The sequence below is a fragment of the Aeropyrum camini SY1 = JCM 12091 genome, from assembly GCF_000591035.1.
Taxonomy (GTDB): domain Archaea; phylum Thermoproteota; class Thermoprotei_A; order Sulfolobales; family Acidilobaceae; genus Aeropyrum; species Aeropyrum camini.
Genome location: NC_022521.1, coordinates 1,581,034 through 1,595,994 on the forward strand (window position 1 = coordinate 1,581,034; position 14,961 = coordinate 1,595,994).

Here is a 14,961-nt window from a genome sequence, read left to right on the forward strand (position 1 = left end):
CGTTAAAAACATGGTTTGGAAGTTGTGGACGAGAGGTGCTTAATAAAAACTAGCTAGAATGACGGGTGTCGAATCCTGTTATCCCGTTTTCCCCCTCTCTAGCGCCTTCCTAACAGCGTCTACAGCACTTGGATCCTCAAGTGTTGTGACATCACCGACTGGCTGGCCGCGCAGCAGGCTTATCATTATCCTCCTCATTATCTTGCCACTCCTAGTCTTCGGAAGCTTCTCCACGAAGTATATCCTGGAGGGTTCTGCAATAGGTCCTATCAGCCTCCTCACCGTCTCCCTAAGCTCCTTCTCTAGTTTCTCGCTAGGCTCGTAGCCGGCTCTTAGGACGACGAAGGCTACTGGAACCTCACCCTTAACCGGGTCGGGCGCACCTACCACCGCCGCCTCGCTTACTGCTGGGTGCGTTAGGAGAGCGTCCTCAAGCTCTATCGTCCCTATCCTGTGGCCAGCCACGTTGAGGACCTCGTCCGCCCTGCCTAGTATCCAGAAGTAGCCGTCGCTATCCTTAACGGCATAGTCCGCCGGGTAGTAGATCCAGACTCCCTCCTCTGGCCTGCTGAACCTGGTCCAGTAGGTCCTCACATACCTATCTGGATCTCCCCATATACCCAGCATCATGCCAGGCCACGGCTCCCTCACTACCAGATAGCCCTTCTCACCCGGACCTGCCTGCCTTCCGTCACTTGTCAGGACGTCAGCCACAATCCCAGGTAGCGGGAGCGTAGCGCTGCCCGGCTTCAGAGGGACCAGCGCTATCCCGGGCGCGGGGCTTATCATTGCCGCCCCCGTCTCTGTCTGCCACCACGTATCGACTATGGGCGCACTCTTCCAGCCTATCTTCTCGTAGTACCACTTCCACACCTCAGGGTTAATCGGCTCCCCCACAGTACCCAGTAGCCTTAGCCGGGAGAAGTCTCTGCCCTCAACCCACTCGTCCCCATACTTCCTGAGCAGCCTGAGAAGGGTGGGGCTGGTGTAGAAGACCGTTACTCCGTAGCGCTCCACCATCTCCCAGATCCTACCGGGGTTCGGATAGTCTGGAGCCCCCTCGTACATGATCTGGGTTTCGCCGTGCATCAGCGGGCCGTAGACTATGTAGGTGTGGCCCGTTATCCAGCCTATATCCGCTGCAGTCCAGAAAACGTCCTCGGGCCTTGGATCCCAGTTCCAGCGGAATACATTGTAGACGTAGGTCATGTAACCGCCTACGCTGTGCATTATACCCTTGGGCTTTCCTGTCGTCCCGCTGGTGTAGAGTATGAAGAGCACGTCGTCAGACTTCCTCGGCTCTGGCTTCACATAGACCTTCTCAGGCACCTCCTTCATAAGGTCGTGGTACCAAACGTTGAGCTCGCTGCTCCACCTGACCTCGTTTCCAGCCCTCTTCACGACTATAACCTTCCTAACCCTGACACCCTGATCGGCGGCGAGCTTCACAGCCTCGTCGGCGTTCTTCTTGAGATCTACTATCCTCCCTCTCCTGTAGAAGCCGTCCGCAGTTATGAGTACATCCGCCTTAGCGTCGACAATCCTGTCGGCGAGTGCCCAGCTGCTGAACCCCGAGAAGACCACACTGTGTATGGCCCCGATTCTGGTCACGGCGAGCATGGATATGGGTAGCTCGGGTATCATCGGAAGGTAGATCGCAACCCTGTCCCCTGGCTTTACGCTGATATACTCCTTCAAGGCGTAAGCTAGCCTGTTAACTTCCCTATAGAGGTCGCCGTAGCTGAGAACTCTCCTGTCCCCCGGCTCCCCTTCCCAATAGTAGGCCACCTTGTTCTCTACACTGGTCCCAATCCACCTGTCAAGCGCGTTGAGGTTTATGTTCGTCTCTCCCCCCACGAACCACCGGTAGAACGGGGCTTTCTCTCTATCCAAAACCTGGTGCCACGGCTTAAGCCATACGAGCTCCCTGGCTCTCTCATCCCAGAAGCGCTCGATATTCTCTATACTCTTCCTGTAATAACCAAGATACTTCTCAGCGTCAGGATAGTACCTCTCCTCGAAGGGAAGAGCCTCCTCAGACAAGGCCTCACCCCCGAAGCAGCCGTTATAGGCTGCTAATCCACGATAACATATATAATACCTGATAGACCACTTAAGTGGGATTAAGAATTAAGTCTATGTCCTGTTCTGAAGATTGCGGTAATGCCTGGGACCATTATGAGTAAGCGGAAAATCCTCCAAGAAACAAGTACGGTATTTAAGCTTTGTTCTTCGCGACATTTATAGTATCAGGAACAATTGTATATTTTAAAAATTATAAATATGTGCTTGGATAGCCAATATCAAACTGTATATTACAATATATAGGCATGAGGGAGGGGTGCCTAATGAAGCGTTCCCCTTCAGCATCATGTAGCACGTGCAATACGAGGAGAGAGTTCCTGAAGAAGACAGCAAAAGCGGCAGTGGCAACGTCATCCCTCATACTGCTAGGATCCGTCACAATAAAGTCTCAGGCAGCCAGCGAGAGGGTAAGAGGCAGACGCTTTGCGATGTTTATTGACGTCGACAAGTGCTACGGCTGCTACGCGTGTGTCGTTGCCTGTGCCCACGAGAACAATTTGCCTATAGGAGTATATAGGACTTGGATAGAAAGGTATGTGAAGGAGGACGGTACTCCCGTTTATGTCCCCAAACAGTGCAACCACTGTGATAACCCGTCCTGTGTTGAGGTCTGTCCTGTAAAGGCAACTTACGTCAACGAGGACGGCATTGTCCTCGTGGATGACGACCTATGTATAGGCTGTGGGGCATGTATACAGAACTGCCCCTACGGAGCTAGGTTCTACAACCCCATCAAAGGAGTCGCGGACAAGTGCACCTTCTGCGTCCACAGAATATACTCCGACATGCTTCCCGCCTGTGTAGAGGCCTGTCCGACGGGTGCAAGGGTGTTCGGCGAGCTTGCCGACGAAGAAAGCGAGGTTTCGAAGCTCATAAAGAGCAACAATGTCCAGCAGCTCAAGCCGTGGACCGGCAACGACCCACAGATATTCTACAAGGACTTGCCCCAAGAGGCTAACACCTAGTAGGGGGTGATGGGTTGTGAGTGTGGGTGAAGTGTTCGAGGTTTTCCCCGAGTTCGGCAACATTCTGCCCAACGAGATGGCGTACGACTTTAAAGCAGGAGGGGCAATATGGGGGGTGCTCCTAGTAGTCTACCCCCTCATGACAGGAATACTCGCTGGCAGCTACCTAGTGAGCGCGCTGGCCTACGGATTCGGCGTAAAGCGGCTATACAGGGTCGCGGGGCTATCGCTAATAATAAGCGTGGGACTTCTGATATCAGCCCCCATATTCCCCATGGTCGATTTGAAGCAGCCTCAGAGAGCCTTCGAGATCTTCCTGAGACCCCACGTTATACCCTCCGACGCCTATCCGGGAGTATCGCCCATGGCGTTCTTCGGTATACTGTATATCCCTCTGCTCGTAGTGGCGCTGCTTAACCTCATCTTCGTGTACAGGGCCGACATGGCTGCTAAGGCAGAAGCGACAGGAAATATCATCTACAGGATACTATCGCTTGGCAGGGGATATAGTAGAGAAGATGTGGAGAGGGACAGAAGGGTTGTAAAAATCCTCTCCATCATAGGAGTGATCCTCGCTATACTCTTCCACGGATACTTCGACATACTCCTGGCAAGCATTAAGTCGAGAATACTTTGGGTTGACCCCAGCCTGCCTATAAGGCTACTGGCCTCAGCAGTATTCTCGGGAGCGGCTCTTGTAACAGTAGCATACTACATAGCGGCAAGATTTTCGCCTGGAGAGAGCATCGATGCCGGAACCATGAAGACGCTGAGCCTAATAATGCTCTTTGGCCTAGCAGCAGCCCTGGTTACGGAGATAACCTCAGAAATACTTAGAGTAGGGTATTACCTGCTCCCGGGAGAGGGTATAGAATACTACGAGTCTCTCAGGGGGTCCATGTTCATAGACAACGCATACTATATACTTGCGCTAATTCTACTCGTGTCTCTGCTGATACCGAAGGTTAGAGAGAACATACACTCTGTAGCCGCTATAGCCGCCCTGGCTGTTGTTACGGAGATACTAAACAAGTGGCTCGTGGTGATAGTCCCTCAGCTGCTCTCGAGAACCGAGGCCGGCTTCTTAGAGTATGCTATAGAAGGCTGGGAGATCCGCCTACTCGTTGGTGGCCTCGCCTGGACGGTGTTCGTATTTACAATACTGCTTTGGATCTTCCCGTGGAACGGCAAGTTCGCTTCAAGATGGGATATCGCTGGGGAGGGGAGGTGATGGAATATGGTTAGTCGTCGTGATTTCGTTAAGGGCTCAATCGCCATAGCCTCCCTCCTTGTAGCGGGAGCAGGACTGCAGCCGGTGCTATCACAGCTAGTCCGTCCGAAGTTCGAGAGAATAGCTCCCGACCTTCAGATGGGAGCTAACGTGAGGTACGTCTACTCGTCATGCCTTGGCTGCAACGTGAGGTGTGGGATAAAGGCTAGAGTTGTGAAGGTAGGAGATCTCGAGATTGTGGAGAGGATAGAGGGGAACCCGTACCACCCATACAACAGGGCTGTGTCGCTCAACGGCAATGGTAAGCTCGGTAGCCAGCACCTCCGGTTCTACCATCTACCGTACAATACCCCAGTCAAGGAGGCGCTAACCAAGTGGCACGGCACCCTCTGCCCCAGAGGGCAGGATGGAATATACTACCTATACGACCCGTACAGAGTTCTGGTGCCACTCAAGAGGGCTGGTCCTAGGGGGAGTGGTAAGTGGAAGCCGATCTCCTGGGAGCAGCTGATAATGGAGGTTGTCGAGGGCGGTGTGATAGAGGAGACAGGCGAGAGGCTGCCGGGCCTGAGGGACTTCTTCGTATACGGAAAGCTGAGGGAAGCCGGGTTTGAAGACCCCAACGCCATATTGTCTGATATGAAGAAGGATGTGCAAGAGATTCTCGAGTATGCGAAGAAGCCCGAGACTAGCTACGAGGATATAGTAATGAAGATAGAGGAGTTTAAAGAGAAGTGGTCTAAAATATTGGGTGAGAAGGGCCTCAAGCTAGAGGACATACTGATTGACCCTGACAGGCCGGATCTCGGGACTAAGGCTAACATGGTCGCTTACCTCAGGGGCAGGGGCCAGGGACACACCGACTACATGAGCGCCCGCTGGATAGCCGGTTTCGGTAGTGTTAACTGGCTAAGGCACACTAGCTCATGCCAGCTTGGATATTACGCTGCAAACTACCTCTGGGCGGGCTACCATGACATACAGCCGGATCCTGTCAGCAGCAAGGTAATCATAATGGCCGGGGCTAGCATGGGCAGACTCCACCCGGGCGCCACGGGCCAGGGCCTCCTGATATCCAGGGCTGGAGAGGGCGATCTCAAGATTTACTACGTAAACCCCACTGCTCCGAGAACCGATGCTGGCGGGAACATAGTCTGGATTCCGATAAAGCCCGGCTACGACGCAGCTCTGGCATTCGCCCTCATCAGGTGGATAATTGAGAATGAGAAGTACAACAAGGAGTTCCTCGAGATACCCAACGAGGAGGCGGCTGAACGGAAGGGCTATCCCGTGCATAGCAACGCCACCTGGCTAGTCATAATGGAGGAGGGCCACGAGAAGTGGGGCGAGTATCTGAAGGCTAAAGACGTGGGGCTGGAAGACAGCGACAAGCCAGTCGTATTCACGGAAGAAGGCCTTGCAACTTACGACAGCGTGGATAAGGCCGAGATAGACTGGGAGGGAGAGGTAGTTCTCACAACCGGCGAGAGAGTCAAGGTGAAAACCTCATTCCGGATCCTAAAGGACGAGGCCCTCTCCCGAAGCATAGACCAGTGGCTATCCATAGCCAGCCCCTACGAGCCCGGCTCCAGCGAGTTCAGGGAATGGAGGGAGAAAGTCCTGGAGATGGCTAGGGATTTCGCCGAAGCGGCCCCAATGGCAGGCACATACATCCACCGCGGTGTGGGGATGCACTCCAACGGCGAATACGCTGTCTGGGCATACAGGGCTCTCGACACCCTAGTAGGGAACTATCATAGGAAGGGAGGCCTCCTGGCCAGGGCAGGCCATACCAAGTATAACAGCTACGTCTACCATGTCGATAAGAAGGGCTTCGGAGAGCCTGTGAAGTGGGGCCCGCCGATAGACAGGCATAAAGCAAAGTATGAGGACACCTTAGAGTACTGGCTCAAGGTGAAGAAGGGGGAGAACCCGTACCCCGCTAAGAGGCCGTGGTACCCGCACACTCCCGAGGAGAGCTACACCGAGATATTCGCAGGCATAGCGGAAGAGTATCCATACAAGATGGGCGCCCTAATACTATTCTACGCCAACCCGGTGCTCGCCGCCAACTATGGAGTGAAGTTCATAGAGGTGCTTAAGGACACTAAAAAGCTACCCTTGTTCATAGCAATAACTACAACCATAAACGAGACCATGCTCTACGCTGACTATATCGTCCCCGATACAACTTACCTCGAGACAGGCACGCTAGGCATGCAATACCTGTATGCGAGCAGCGGTGGAGTGCTTCTAGCGGAGGCTGCGAGAAGCCCTGTCGTCATGCCGCTCACACAGAAGATAGGCGAGCCGGAGAGGTATGCTAGCTTCTGGGAGTTCTTCATAGACACTGGCAAGGCCCTCGGTATGCCGGGCTTTGGCAAGGGGGCGATAAAGGGTCTAAAGTACCACGAGGGTAAGAGCTACGACCTCGACAACCTGTGGGACTATATAATGAGAGTGTACGCCAACGCCGCCATGCACGCTAAGGACATGGGAATCATACCAGAAAACGTGCCGGAGGAGGAGGTCAAATTCGTGGAGGAGAACTACCCGGTGGCCAAGTTCAAGCACCTAATACCGGACGAGTGGCCGTACGTAGCATACATGCTCGCAAGGGGAGGGGTCTTCACAAGCTACGAGGAGTCATTCCATCCCAACGGAGTGTCTAAGAGGAAGGTGCCAAACAAGAGGAAGAAGTTCAAGAAGACGCTAATGCTATGGAACGAGGACCTCGCCAAGACTAGGAACAGCGTCACGGGAGCCAAGTTCTGGGGAGGACCCAAGTACATACCGCCATCAACCTACGCACCAGTCAAGGGCGGCTCAAAGAGCTTCTACGGAACGCCCCTCAGGGAGATCTATCCGGAAAGCGAGTACCCATTCCACCTAGTATTCACCACGGGCCCACTGTTCACGAAGCACAGGAGCCAGTTCTACTACGCTATAAAGCAGATATCGCCCGAGAACTATCTGGTCGTTAACCCGAAGGACGCTGAGAAGCTTGGCCTAGAGACAGGAGACGTTGTAGAGGTTGAAACACCAACTGGCAGGTTCAAGGCACCCGTCGTTGTGGAGCCCACCGTCCCACCCGGCGTCATAATGGTTCCATACGGCATGGGGAGGTGGGCAGACACAGTTGTAAAGAAGCCAAGCTACTTCGAGGTCAAGGACAGCAGGCTAGCGAGCCTCATAAAGGAGTTGCCTGAGAGGGAGGAAATACCTGAGGACGCTGTCAACCCGGTGAAGAGGCTTCCCGAGCTCAAGAAGAAGGTGCTCTTCACAAAGAGCACCCCAGCATACTATAACCAGGCAGAGCCAGACAAGTGGAGGTTCAACGGAATAACCCCCAACGTGGCGGAGATGAGCGACCCAAGCCTCGGAGGATGGCCGCTTCTAAGCATAATAGGGGCAGCCCAGGCATACTACTTCAACGTAGCCAGGATACGGAAGACGGGGGAGAAGCACGAGTTCGAGAAGACCTATCCATACATAGTATGGTAGGGAGGATCATAGCCTTGGGGAAGCATATCCACAACCTAAACCCCACTTTTTTCCTAGGCGTCTCCAACATATTTGGTCTCGCCTCAGCTCTACTTCTCTACAAGGCAACCGGAGACGATATAGATGATGGTCTGGACGACATTTCCCCCGCGGCTGAAAAGCTTGTAGCGGAGCTCAAGGAAGCCGTCAAGAGATTGAGCACGGAGGATGCAGCGAGGCTCACATCCACCGACTGCCGCCAGGACCTCACAAAGGCTGCTAGGCTTGTCTGGAGGAAGACTGTAGAGGCTTTCTACGAGAACCACGGCTACTCGGCTGGAGAGCCCTTGCGGCCGGACCACCTGGCCGTCCAGCTCGCCTTCGCCTCGAGCATCCTTCGCGAGGCGGCGATGGCTCTTGCGAGGGATGATAGGGAGGAGGTGGTAAGATACCTCAAACTGTTTAGCCGTTTTGCCTCGGCCCACCTGATACCGACGGCGAGGGGCTGTACGAACGGGTTCACAGCCCTTATTACAGAGCTTACCGAGTACACCAACGAGTTAGTCAGGCCACTCCTGGTGGAGGAGATAAGCAGGCTGAGGGAGGCTGGAGAGGCCTAGCGAGCCCCTACTATACTTTTATCCCCCTTGTTTTTTAGCTAGCCTCAGCATTGCAACCGCTCCTCCTCCATCCGCTAACAACGCCACGGCAGCACCCGCCCACACGGGCAGACTTGCCATAGCAATGTTCCCAACACTCCACCCCAGCCCCATGGCGAAGTAGACCACGCCAAACCCCAGCCCCCTCAGGCGTGGTTCAAGGGAGTCTGCCACTAACGACCGGAAAACACTCTGGAACCCGCCCATGGCCACGCCCCACAGTATGGCTGCCAGGGCTAGCGGTGCGCCCAGTAGCACTGCCAGGCTTGACGCCGCCGCCACAAGGGGGACGAGGGCGACTACACCGCGTGTGACCTTATCGTAGGCGACTCCCAGTGCGATTGCGGCCAGGGCGTCGACAAGCATAGCCACAGCGTAGGCCCCTGCTATCAAAGAGGTGTCAACACCCTGAACGCTGTACCTGAAAGAGGCGTGGATCCAGTGGATGAACCCCGCCATGGAGAGCCCAGCCGCAGCGGCCAACGGCACCACCTTCACAAACGGCGGATGGCCTCCATGCGGCTTCTCGGCAGACTTTAGACTAGGGTAGAGTATGTAAGCGAGGATGAGTAGAAGCAGGGAGACGAGGGCGGGAACCCCTAGAAGCGTGAAGACGCCACTATACCCAAAACCGCTGGAGAGAGCCGCCATAACCAGCAGTGGCCCCAAGATAGCCCCCACCTGGTCCATGGCCTCGTGAACCGCATAAACAACCCCCCGGCCCAGCCCCCCAGAAACCTCGGCTAAAATAGCATCTCTAGCAGGAGCCCTCAACCCCTTACCAGCTCTCTCCACGAGAACCAGGAGGAAAGCCTCCTCCCACCTTCCCGCAAATGCGAGGAGGGGGACTGCAACCAGGTTGACAGTATAACCTAGAAACACCAGCCCCCAGTATGCGCCGCTAGACCCTAGCCTATACGCGAGCAAGCCCCCGAAGAGCCGCGCAACATAAGCAACAAGATCACCCACGGAAACAGCAGCAGCAACAGCAAGCCCAGCCTCAAGAAACTCCAGATAAGGCCCAACAACACCCCGAGCACCCTCATAAGTCAAATCAGCAAACAGCGAAACCAAGCCAAGCAGCACAAAAACCACAACCCCCCTAGACACCACAATTACACCCCAGGAAAACCATAACACACCCACAAGCAACAAAACCAATAAGGAGGGCCCGTAGCTCAGCCAGGACAGAGCGCCGGCCTTCGGAGCCGGCGGTCCCGGGTTCAAATCCCGGCGGGCCCGCCACAACATCTTCTACGCCATCGTTAACATCGGGAGGGATGAATTAAACCTGTAAAATCTCAGACTATGGATTATGCCTCTTCAGCCTTGATAATCACGTGATAGAATAGTTACCCACCTTTAGATTTTAAGGATTAACTTTTAGCCATGGTACTCGTCTAAAGTCCTCATCGAATGTGAGAATTGTATCTACTCCATAGTGTTTACATGTTAAGGCTATAATGGCGTCTCCTGGAAGCAATTTATACTTAATCATTGTCTCGTGTATTTCATTTATAGTTGCCTTATCTTGCAGGATTATTACGTTATAATCAGATAGCAAGCGGCGTAGAGTAGCTAACTCGTCTTTGACAGGTTCTAAGCCGTATTTTCTTATTATTTCTCGTATTTGATGTATACCTCTGGCTCCATAGTGCTTGCTTAAGTATATCCTCACAAGAATGTATGAGGCCTCCTCTATTGTCCTAAGACTAGTATATACTTCATCGCTACTGGATAGGGCATCAATGACCAGGTCTGATTTCGGCTTTACATCATGTAGCAGGTAGACTAGAGCGTTAGAGTCGACGTATATCAAAGATGCTCGGCCTCCTCTACCGCCTCCTCTAGGAGTTCTGCGTCTACACGGCCCAATGCACCCCGATACCTCTCTAGTATCCTTCTCCTCTCCTCTACATCAATTATCTTAACGAGAAGCTCCTTGTTCTCCTCCATGTCAAGCGGCTCCTCAGGCACCAATACGCCGCCCTTATATCTCACTCTAACTACCTTGGACACTCTTTGCACCCAACCTAATCTTATAGGCTATCTAGCCAATTAGCCTTTCCCGAAAAGCTGGATGTCTCCAGATTATCATAATTGATGCCCTAACTGATAATAGCTCGTGAAGAGTGTTTGCAAACCATGGTTTCCGCTGGAAACGTCGTTTATATGTCTCGGGCCTTCGGAGCCGCTGGGGTCCCGGGTCTCTAATCCCGGCGGGCCCGCCGCTAGACCTATATATAAACTATCTCCCCCCTAGGAGGAGGCTATAACTTATAAACCTAGGCAGGAAAACGAGTAATTCCCGATTTCACTACTAATAATCCTAGCCGATAATTTCTCGGGAGACTAGGGAATAACTCTTAGCCACGGAACTCGTCTGAAGTCCTCGTCGAAAGTAGAAATTGTGCTTATGCCATGTTTGAGTGCGGCTACTGCTATTAATGCATCATTAGGTAGTAGTCCATAGCTTTCTATAATGTCTAAGAGCTCCTCGATGTTAGTCTCCGTCGTTATTAGGTTGAAGAAGGAGAGGAGGGGTCTTATATCTTCCTCTAGGAGGTTATTAATCCTCTCATCTTGCTTGATAATTAGCTCTCTAAGCTTATAGCGGGGGACATCTAATGCAAGTCTTAAGTAAATGTATATAGTCTCGCTGACTACTATTCCCGTAATGAATCCTTCCCACTCTCCGTTAATTACCTTCTCTACTAGGGTTCTTGCCTTATCATCTCCGGCCAGATACTTTATTAGTACGTTAGAGTCATAGAGGACCTTCAATCTCTGCCTCCTCTATAACCCTCTCAACATCTTCAGGTTTGACTCGAGGATTCCTTCTCTTGAGAATCCCAAAGAGTTTTCTTACTGGCTTCTTAATTGATACTAGCAGAACCTCGCCTTCTTCTAGATCCAAAGGTTCGAGAGGTTTGAGAACTCCATTCTCATACTTCACTCTAATAACCTTAGACATATCCTAGCCCTAAGCATAAGCTTAGGGTGTTGAGGCAATAAGCCTTTCCTATAGGCTGGATGTTTCCAGATTATCATCATTGGGTATCTTGTACGATTATCATTAGCGAAACACGTTTGCAAACCATGGTTTCCGCTGGAAACGTCGTTTATATGTCTCGGGCCTTCGGAGCCGCTGGGGTCCCGGGTCTCTAATCCCGGCGGGCCCGCCACTTAAGCGTTTTGCTAGATCCTCTTCAAGCATACAATGCATCATATTGCTCCTAATTTGTTTTTGTTAATATAACCAGATAACCAGTTTTCCAGAAACTCTCAGCACAGCAGTTGTCTCGAAGAACTATATGCTGATAAATACAATAAATAATCTAAGTTAGAGACTGCAAAAGGCTCTTCAGCCTAGCTACTTTCCCGCTTTTCTGCAAGCTTCCGATAACCCTTTAACTCCCTTCAAGCCCCCCTCAACATGGTGTAATGGTAGACTCTACAACTGCTAATGGTTTCAGAGGGCTTCCTTTTGGTCTGGAATATCTGTGTCCTTCTCATACAGCCTCCAGGCTGGTTCTATCTGAAGACTCTCATAAAATCAATAATAGTAGTCCTTTAATGTTTTCTGAAGTCTTAATGGCGGCTTGTGTGGGGCTGGAAGTTAGAAGCTAGTTCTCTACTAGCCCTTCTTAATTTAAGGTCTGAGCATTTCGATTTTGGCTATGTTCCAACGTGTCTACGGGATAGAGGCTTTGATTTAATGCATATCCATGCCATAGTTCTTATAAGTTGTAGCCATATAATATCCTACATGGTGTGTCTACCGTATGGGTAGGTATGTTACTGTCTCTGCTAAGGTTAGGAGGGAGCTTCTAGAAGAGGCTAAACGGTTGAACATTAACGTCTCCGAGCTTATAAGAAGGACCCTCGAGGAGGAGGTGCGCCGGCGTAAATTAGTGGAGTTAGAGAGAAGGCTAAAGAGGAAGGGCAATATACTAGCTAAGATAGATGTGGATGAAGTAGTGAGGCTGATCCGCGAGGATAGGGAGGCGAGATGACGAGACCCACTTACTTGTTTGATGCATCAAGCATCGTTAGGGCACTTAGAGAGGTTAAACTAGTGCCACTGGGTGGGCAAGCAATACAGTGGCTAACAGTATATGAAGTTCTCAATGCCTTCTGGAAAGAGGCTAACCTGCTACATAGGCTTGATCCAGAGGAGGCTGGCTCCCTGGTCAGCGACTTTACGGAAGTAATCCGTGAAATGGTCGTACTCGAGCCCAGGGGTCTCGAGCAAAGTATATTCCGAATAGCGGTCTCCAAGGGGGCAACAATTTATGATGCGTCTTATATAGCCTTAGCCGCAAAATATAACCTAGTGCTTGTAACAGAAGATCAAAAACTCTCTCGTATTGCGAGTGACACGGTAAACGTAGTAAGTTTAAATGACCTTGCGTGATGTAATCCTATTAGCTTCTTCCCCAACTCTATTAGACTCATAATTAATGTTTACTTTAAGACTCTAGAACTTGCTGAGCAGGGTTGCTCTCTTCCACATCTCGAGGATCATCACTAGTGTGAGGCTTGCGCAATACAGGCTCACTTTACCGCTAATGGATCCAATCGGTCTCCGAAATACCCTATAATATTACTCTTCACATGCTTCTCATCGTAGTAAGAACCTTCTCCTCATCTCATCTAGGCCAACATGGGCTTTAGCAGTTTGAATGCTCTATAACTAACTATGTAACTAATATGGAAGGGTCTTGGGCACTCTAAAACCTCTACCCTCAAAATATTACATTATAATATTACATTATCATAAAATAATCATTGAGGAGTATATATCGCATTCTTCCAAGCAATCATGCAATCTTAACATTTATAGCGTGGGTCTACGGAGCTGGTGGTTCCAGGCTCCGAATCTCGACGGGCCCCGCCACGACTTAGCTATCTTCTTAGCCCTCCTGTAAGCTAGCTTGGTGGCGTAGGCTTTGTGTGGGAGTCTTATGAGGGTTAAACCCTCGCTTCCCTCCTCCCTCCTCGGTGCATCTCGTGGCTGCGGTGTACTCAACCGCCTCCTGTCTACAGGGTAGCTCTTATGAGGTGAGGCGGGCTTCACTAACCTCTCGGCGAAATGGGAGTGTAGTCGCTACCGAGGCTACAGGCCTTGGGTTTTGTCTAGGGAAGACTGTAGGCTAAGCGCTATACCCTACTTAGATCATATAGGCTAGGTAGGCGTAGATACTCATAGTGGAAGCCTGCGACTCTTAGCTGCTCGGCGTTTTGGGATGTGATGAGGCCGCTACTGAGTCATCGGCGCTATGAACGTTGGCGAGCTGGATTATGTATGCTGCAGAGTAGGCTTTTAATATTGGCCAACTATTAGCGAAAAAGGGGAAACCCTTGAATCTACGTCTAACTAAGCCTTTTAAGGTGTGTGTACTGCTTATTGTAATACTTGTTCTTGCCATTCTAACACCCACGATAACTTATATACATGAACACAACAATAGATTAGACTCTATTCAGAGAACAGCGCTCTACGGTGCTTATGAAGAGAGTAAACGGTTAGCCCACCTCGGCACCTGGCTGTCTCTCCTGAGAAACGATCTAGAAAAATACGATTGTAACTTTACACACTTTGAAGATTCAGAGCCTGGTAAAGCCGCAATGTACAAAAGCATGCTTGAGGACGAAAGGGACGCTCTAGTCGAACTCAATAGGTACTTACAGATAGCCTACTCGGGAGCAGGCTTAGAAATGCCCTTCGAGTTAAGGGAGGGATTTTTGAATATGGAGACCTACCTTAATGTATTAATATTAGACATTGTTAGAAACCATCTCAACTGCTCTCAACTACCTGACACTCAGCTGTCAGAGGAAATTGATAAAGTCTTTCAGGATCTCAAAGAAGAATTGTATGCCTTTTCCAATGGTAAGAATAACCCCCCGTTTACAGGCGTGAGCAGGGAGGTTGCCTCAGAGATATTTAATCTCTCTAAAAATCTCATTTCACTAGGTTAAACGGCGAATCATTCACACAAGTAATATCAAACCCGAGCGGAAATGTTTGAAGGAGCTTATTGAGACGGGTAAATTAGGCTGGAAACTATTTTACACGAGATATTAATGCTATTCCGGAGCCTCCTAAAGCCCTATGTCTTCTTTTCTATGCGTTAGCTCTAACACTAAGATATCAAGCGATAAAGCATTATTTAAAACTAGCTTTAGACAGGTATCTTTTTCCCGATTTTTATAACCATAAGTAACACTGCGGCCTTGACTAAATTAAGTTAAAAAAGGCTAGAGCTAGAATTTTCGAGGAGAGGCATCAGGTATAAAGCGACAATAGCTAGGCTAGATAAGCCAGGCAGCCTAGAGTTCAGACGGACCCCTAACATTGACGAGGCGGCATACATACTATTGACCCCCGGATACTCAGGAACCCCCGAGAGCCTCCTAAAGAAGCTGGGAATAGAGAAGCCGCTAATAGCAGGCGAAGCCTGGGAAAAACGTCACCGAAGCAAAGCTACGGTTAGCACAAGAAAACCCATATTTGTTCATGATAACTACAAAT

The 14,961-nt window shown here is 50.9% G+C and carries 13 protein-coding genes and 1 tRNA gene; 8 read left to right on the forward strand and 6 right to left on the reverse strand.

Annotated features, from left to right (window positions below; translation table 11 throughout):
• Positions 1–78: 78 nt before the first annotated feature.
• Positions 79–2,043, reverse strand: a complete 1,965-nt coding sequence (acs, locus tag ACAM_RS08255; RefSeq protein WP_022542368.1) for an acetate--CoA ligase — start codon at positions 2,041–2,043, stop codon at positions 79–81.
• Positions 2,044–2,348: 305 nt separating this feature from the next.
• Here acs and dsrO point away from each other — a divergent pair, with 305 nt between their 5' ends.
• Genes dsrO through ACAM_RS08275 form a run of 4 tightly spaced genes read left to right on the forward strand, consistent with a single transcriptional unit; the run spans position 2,349 to position 8,384 of the window.
• Entirely contained in the window at positions 2,349–3,050 is a 702-nt protein-coding gene (gene dsrO, locus ACAM_RS08260) for a sulfate reduction electron transfer complex DsrMKJOP subunit DsrO (protein ID WP_173391731.1), read from the forward strand.
• 16 nt (positions 3,051–3,066) lie between these two features.
• Positions 3,067–4,281 carry an NrfD/PsrC family molybdoenzyme membrane anchor subunit gene (gene nrfD / locus ACAM_RS08265; protein ID WP_022542370.1) on the forward strand — a complete coding sequence of 405 codons (1,215 nt, stop codon included), beginning with the start codon at positions 3,067–3,069 and terminating at the stop codon, positions 4,279–4,281.
• A 6-nt stretch (positions 4,282–4,287) separates the two neighbouring features.
• Complete coding sequence (locus ACAM_RS08270; RefSeq protein ID WP_022542371.1) at positions 4,288–7,785, forward strand: tetrathionate reductase subunit A; 3,498 nt, start codon at positions 4,288–4,290, stop codon at positions 7,783–7,785.
• A 14-nt stretch (positions 7,786–7,799) separates the two neighbouring features.
• Entirely contained in the window at positions 7,800–8,384 is a 585-nt protein-coding gene (locus ACAM_RS08275) for a molecular chaperone TorD family protein (protein ID WP_022542372.1), read from the forward strand.
• An 18-nt stretch (positions 8,385–8,402) separates the two neighbouring features.
• Here ACAM_RS08275 and ACAM_RS08280 read toward each other — a convergent pair whose 3' ends face one another.
• Positions 8,403–9,533, reverse strand: a complete 1,131-nt coding sequence (locus tag ACAM_RS08280) for an MFS transporter (RefSeq protein WP_158318606.1) — start codon at positions 9,531–9,533, stop codon at positions 8,403–8,405.
• Positions 9,534–9,590: 57 nt separating this feature from the next.
• On the opposite strand from ACAM_RS08280, the gene ACAM_RS08285 reads away from it, so the two are divergent.
• Positions 9,591–9,668: transfer RNA gene (locus ACAM_RS08285), tRNA-Arg, on the forward strand.
• Positions 9,669–9,792: 124 nt separating this feature from the next.
• Here ACAM_RS08285 and ACAM_RS08290 read toward each other — a convergent pair.
• The 4 genes from ACAM_RS08290 to ACAM_RS08305 all read right to left on the reverse strand — a co-directional run bounded on the left by ACAM_RS08290 (position 9,793) and on the right by ACAM_RS08305 (position 11,379).
• Positions 9,793–10,242 carry a PIN domain-containing protein gene (locus tag ACAM_RS08290; protein ID WP_022542374.1) on the reverse strand — a complete coding sequence of 150 codons (450 nt, stop codon included), beginning with the start codon at positions 10,240–10,242 and terminating at the stop codon, positions 9,793–9,795.
• Complete coding sequence (locus tag ACAM_RS08295) at positions 10,239–10,442, reverse strand: antitoxin family protein (protein WP_022542375.1); 204 nt, start codon at positions 10,440–10,442, stop codon at positions 10,239–10,241. Before ACAM_RS08295 ends, ACAM_RS08290 begins: the two co-directional genes overlap by 4 nt.
• A 333-nt stretch (positions 10,443–10,775) precedes the next feature.
• On the reverse strand, positions 10,776–11,207 hold the full coding sequence (locus ACAM_RS08300) for a type II toxin-antitoxin system VapC family toxin (RefSeq protein WP_022542376.1): 432 nt from the start codon (positions 11,205–11,207) through the stop codon (positions 10,776–10,778).
• The gene (locus tag ACAM_RS08305; protein WP_420804954.1) at positions 11,191–11,379 is read right to left on the reverse strand and encodes an antitoxin AF2212-like protein; all 189 of its coding nucleotides are present in this window, start codon (positions 11,377–11,379) and stop codon (positions 11,191–11,193) included. Before ACAM_RS08305 ends, ACAM_RS08300 begins: the two co-directional genes overlap by 17 nt.
• An 829-nt stretch (positions 11,380–12,208) precedes the next feature.
• Between ACAM_RS08305 and ACAM_RS08310 the strand changes: the two genes are divergently transcribed.
• The 3 genes from ACAM_RS08310 to ACAM_RS08320 all read left to right on the forward strand — a co-directional run bounded on the left by ACAM_RS08310 (position 12,209) and on the right by ACAM_RS08320 (position 14,408).
• Positions 12,209–12,439 carry a type II toxin-antitoxin system CcdA family antitoxin gene (locus ACAM_RS08310; RefSeq protein WP_022542378.1) on the forward strand — a complete coding sequence of 77 codons (231 nt, stop codon included), beginning with the start codon at positions 12,209–12,211 and terminating at the stop codon, positions 12,437–12,439.
• Positions 12,436–12,840, forward strand: a complete 405-nt coding sequence (locus ACAM_RS08315; protein ID WP_022542379.1) for a type II toxin-antitoxin system VapC family toxin — start codon at positions 12,436–12,438, stop codon at positions 12,838–12,840. Before ACAM_RS08310 ends, ACAM_RS08315 begins: the two co-directional genes overlap by 4 nt.
• 947 nt (positions 12,841–13,787) lie before the next feature.
• Entirely contained in the window at positions 13,788–14,408 is a 621-nt protein-coding gene (locus ACAM_RS08320) for a hypothetical protein (RefSeq protein WP_062661306.1), read from the forward strand.
• The last annotated feature ends 553 nt before the right edge of the window (positions 14,409–14,961 follow it).

Excerpts from the sequence above, each read along its gene's own strand:
- dsrO (WP_173391731.1), top strand. The coding sequence starts at position 2,349 with ATGAAGCGTTCCCCTTCAGCATCATGTAGCACGTGCAATACGAGGAGA.
- ACAM_RS08270 (WP_022542371.1), top strand. The coding sequence starts at position 4,288 with ATGGTTAGTCGTCGTGATTTCGTTAAGGGCTCAATCGCCATAGCCTCC.
- ACAM_RS08310 (WP_022542378.1), top strand. The coding sequence starts at position 12,209 with ATGGGTAGGTATGTTACTGTCTCTGCTAAGGTTAGGAGGGAGCTTCTA.
- ACAM_RS08315 (WP_022542379.1), top strand. The coding sequence starts at position 12,436 with ATGACGAGACCCACTTACTTGTTTGATGCATCAAGCATCGTTAGGGCA.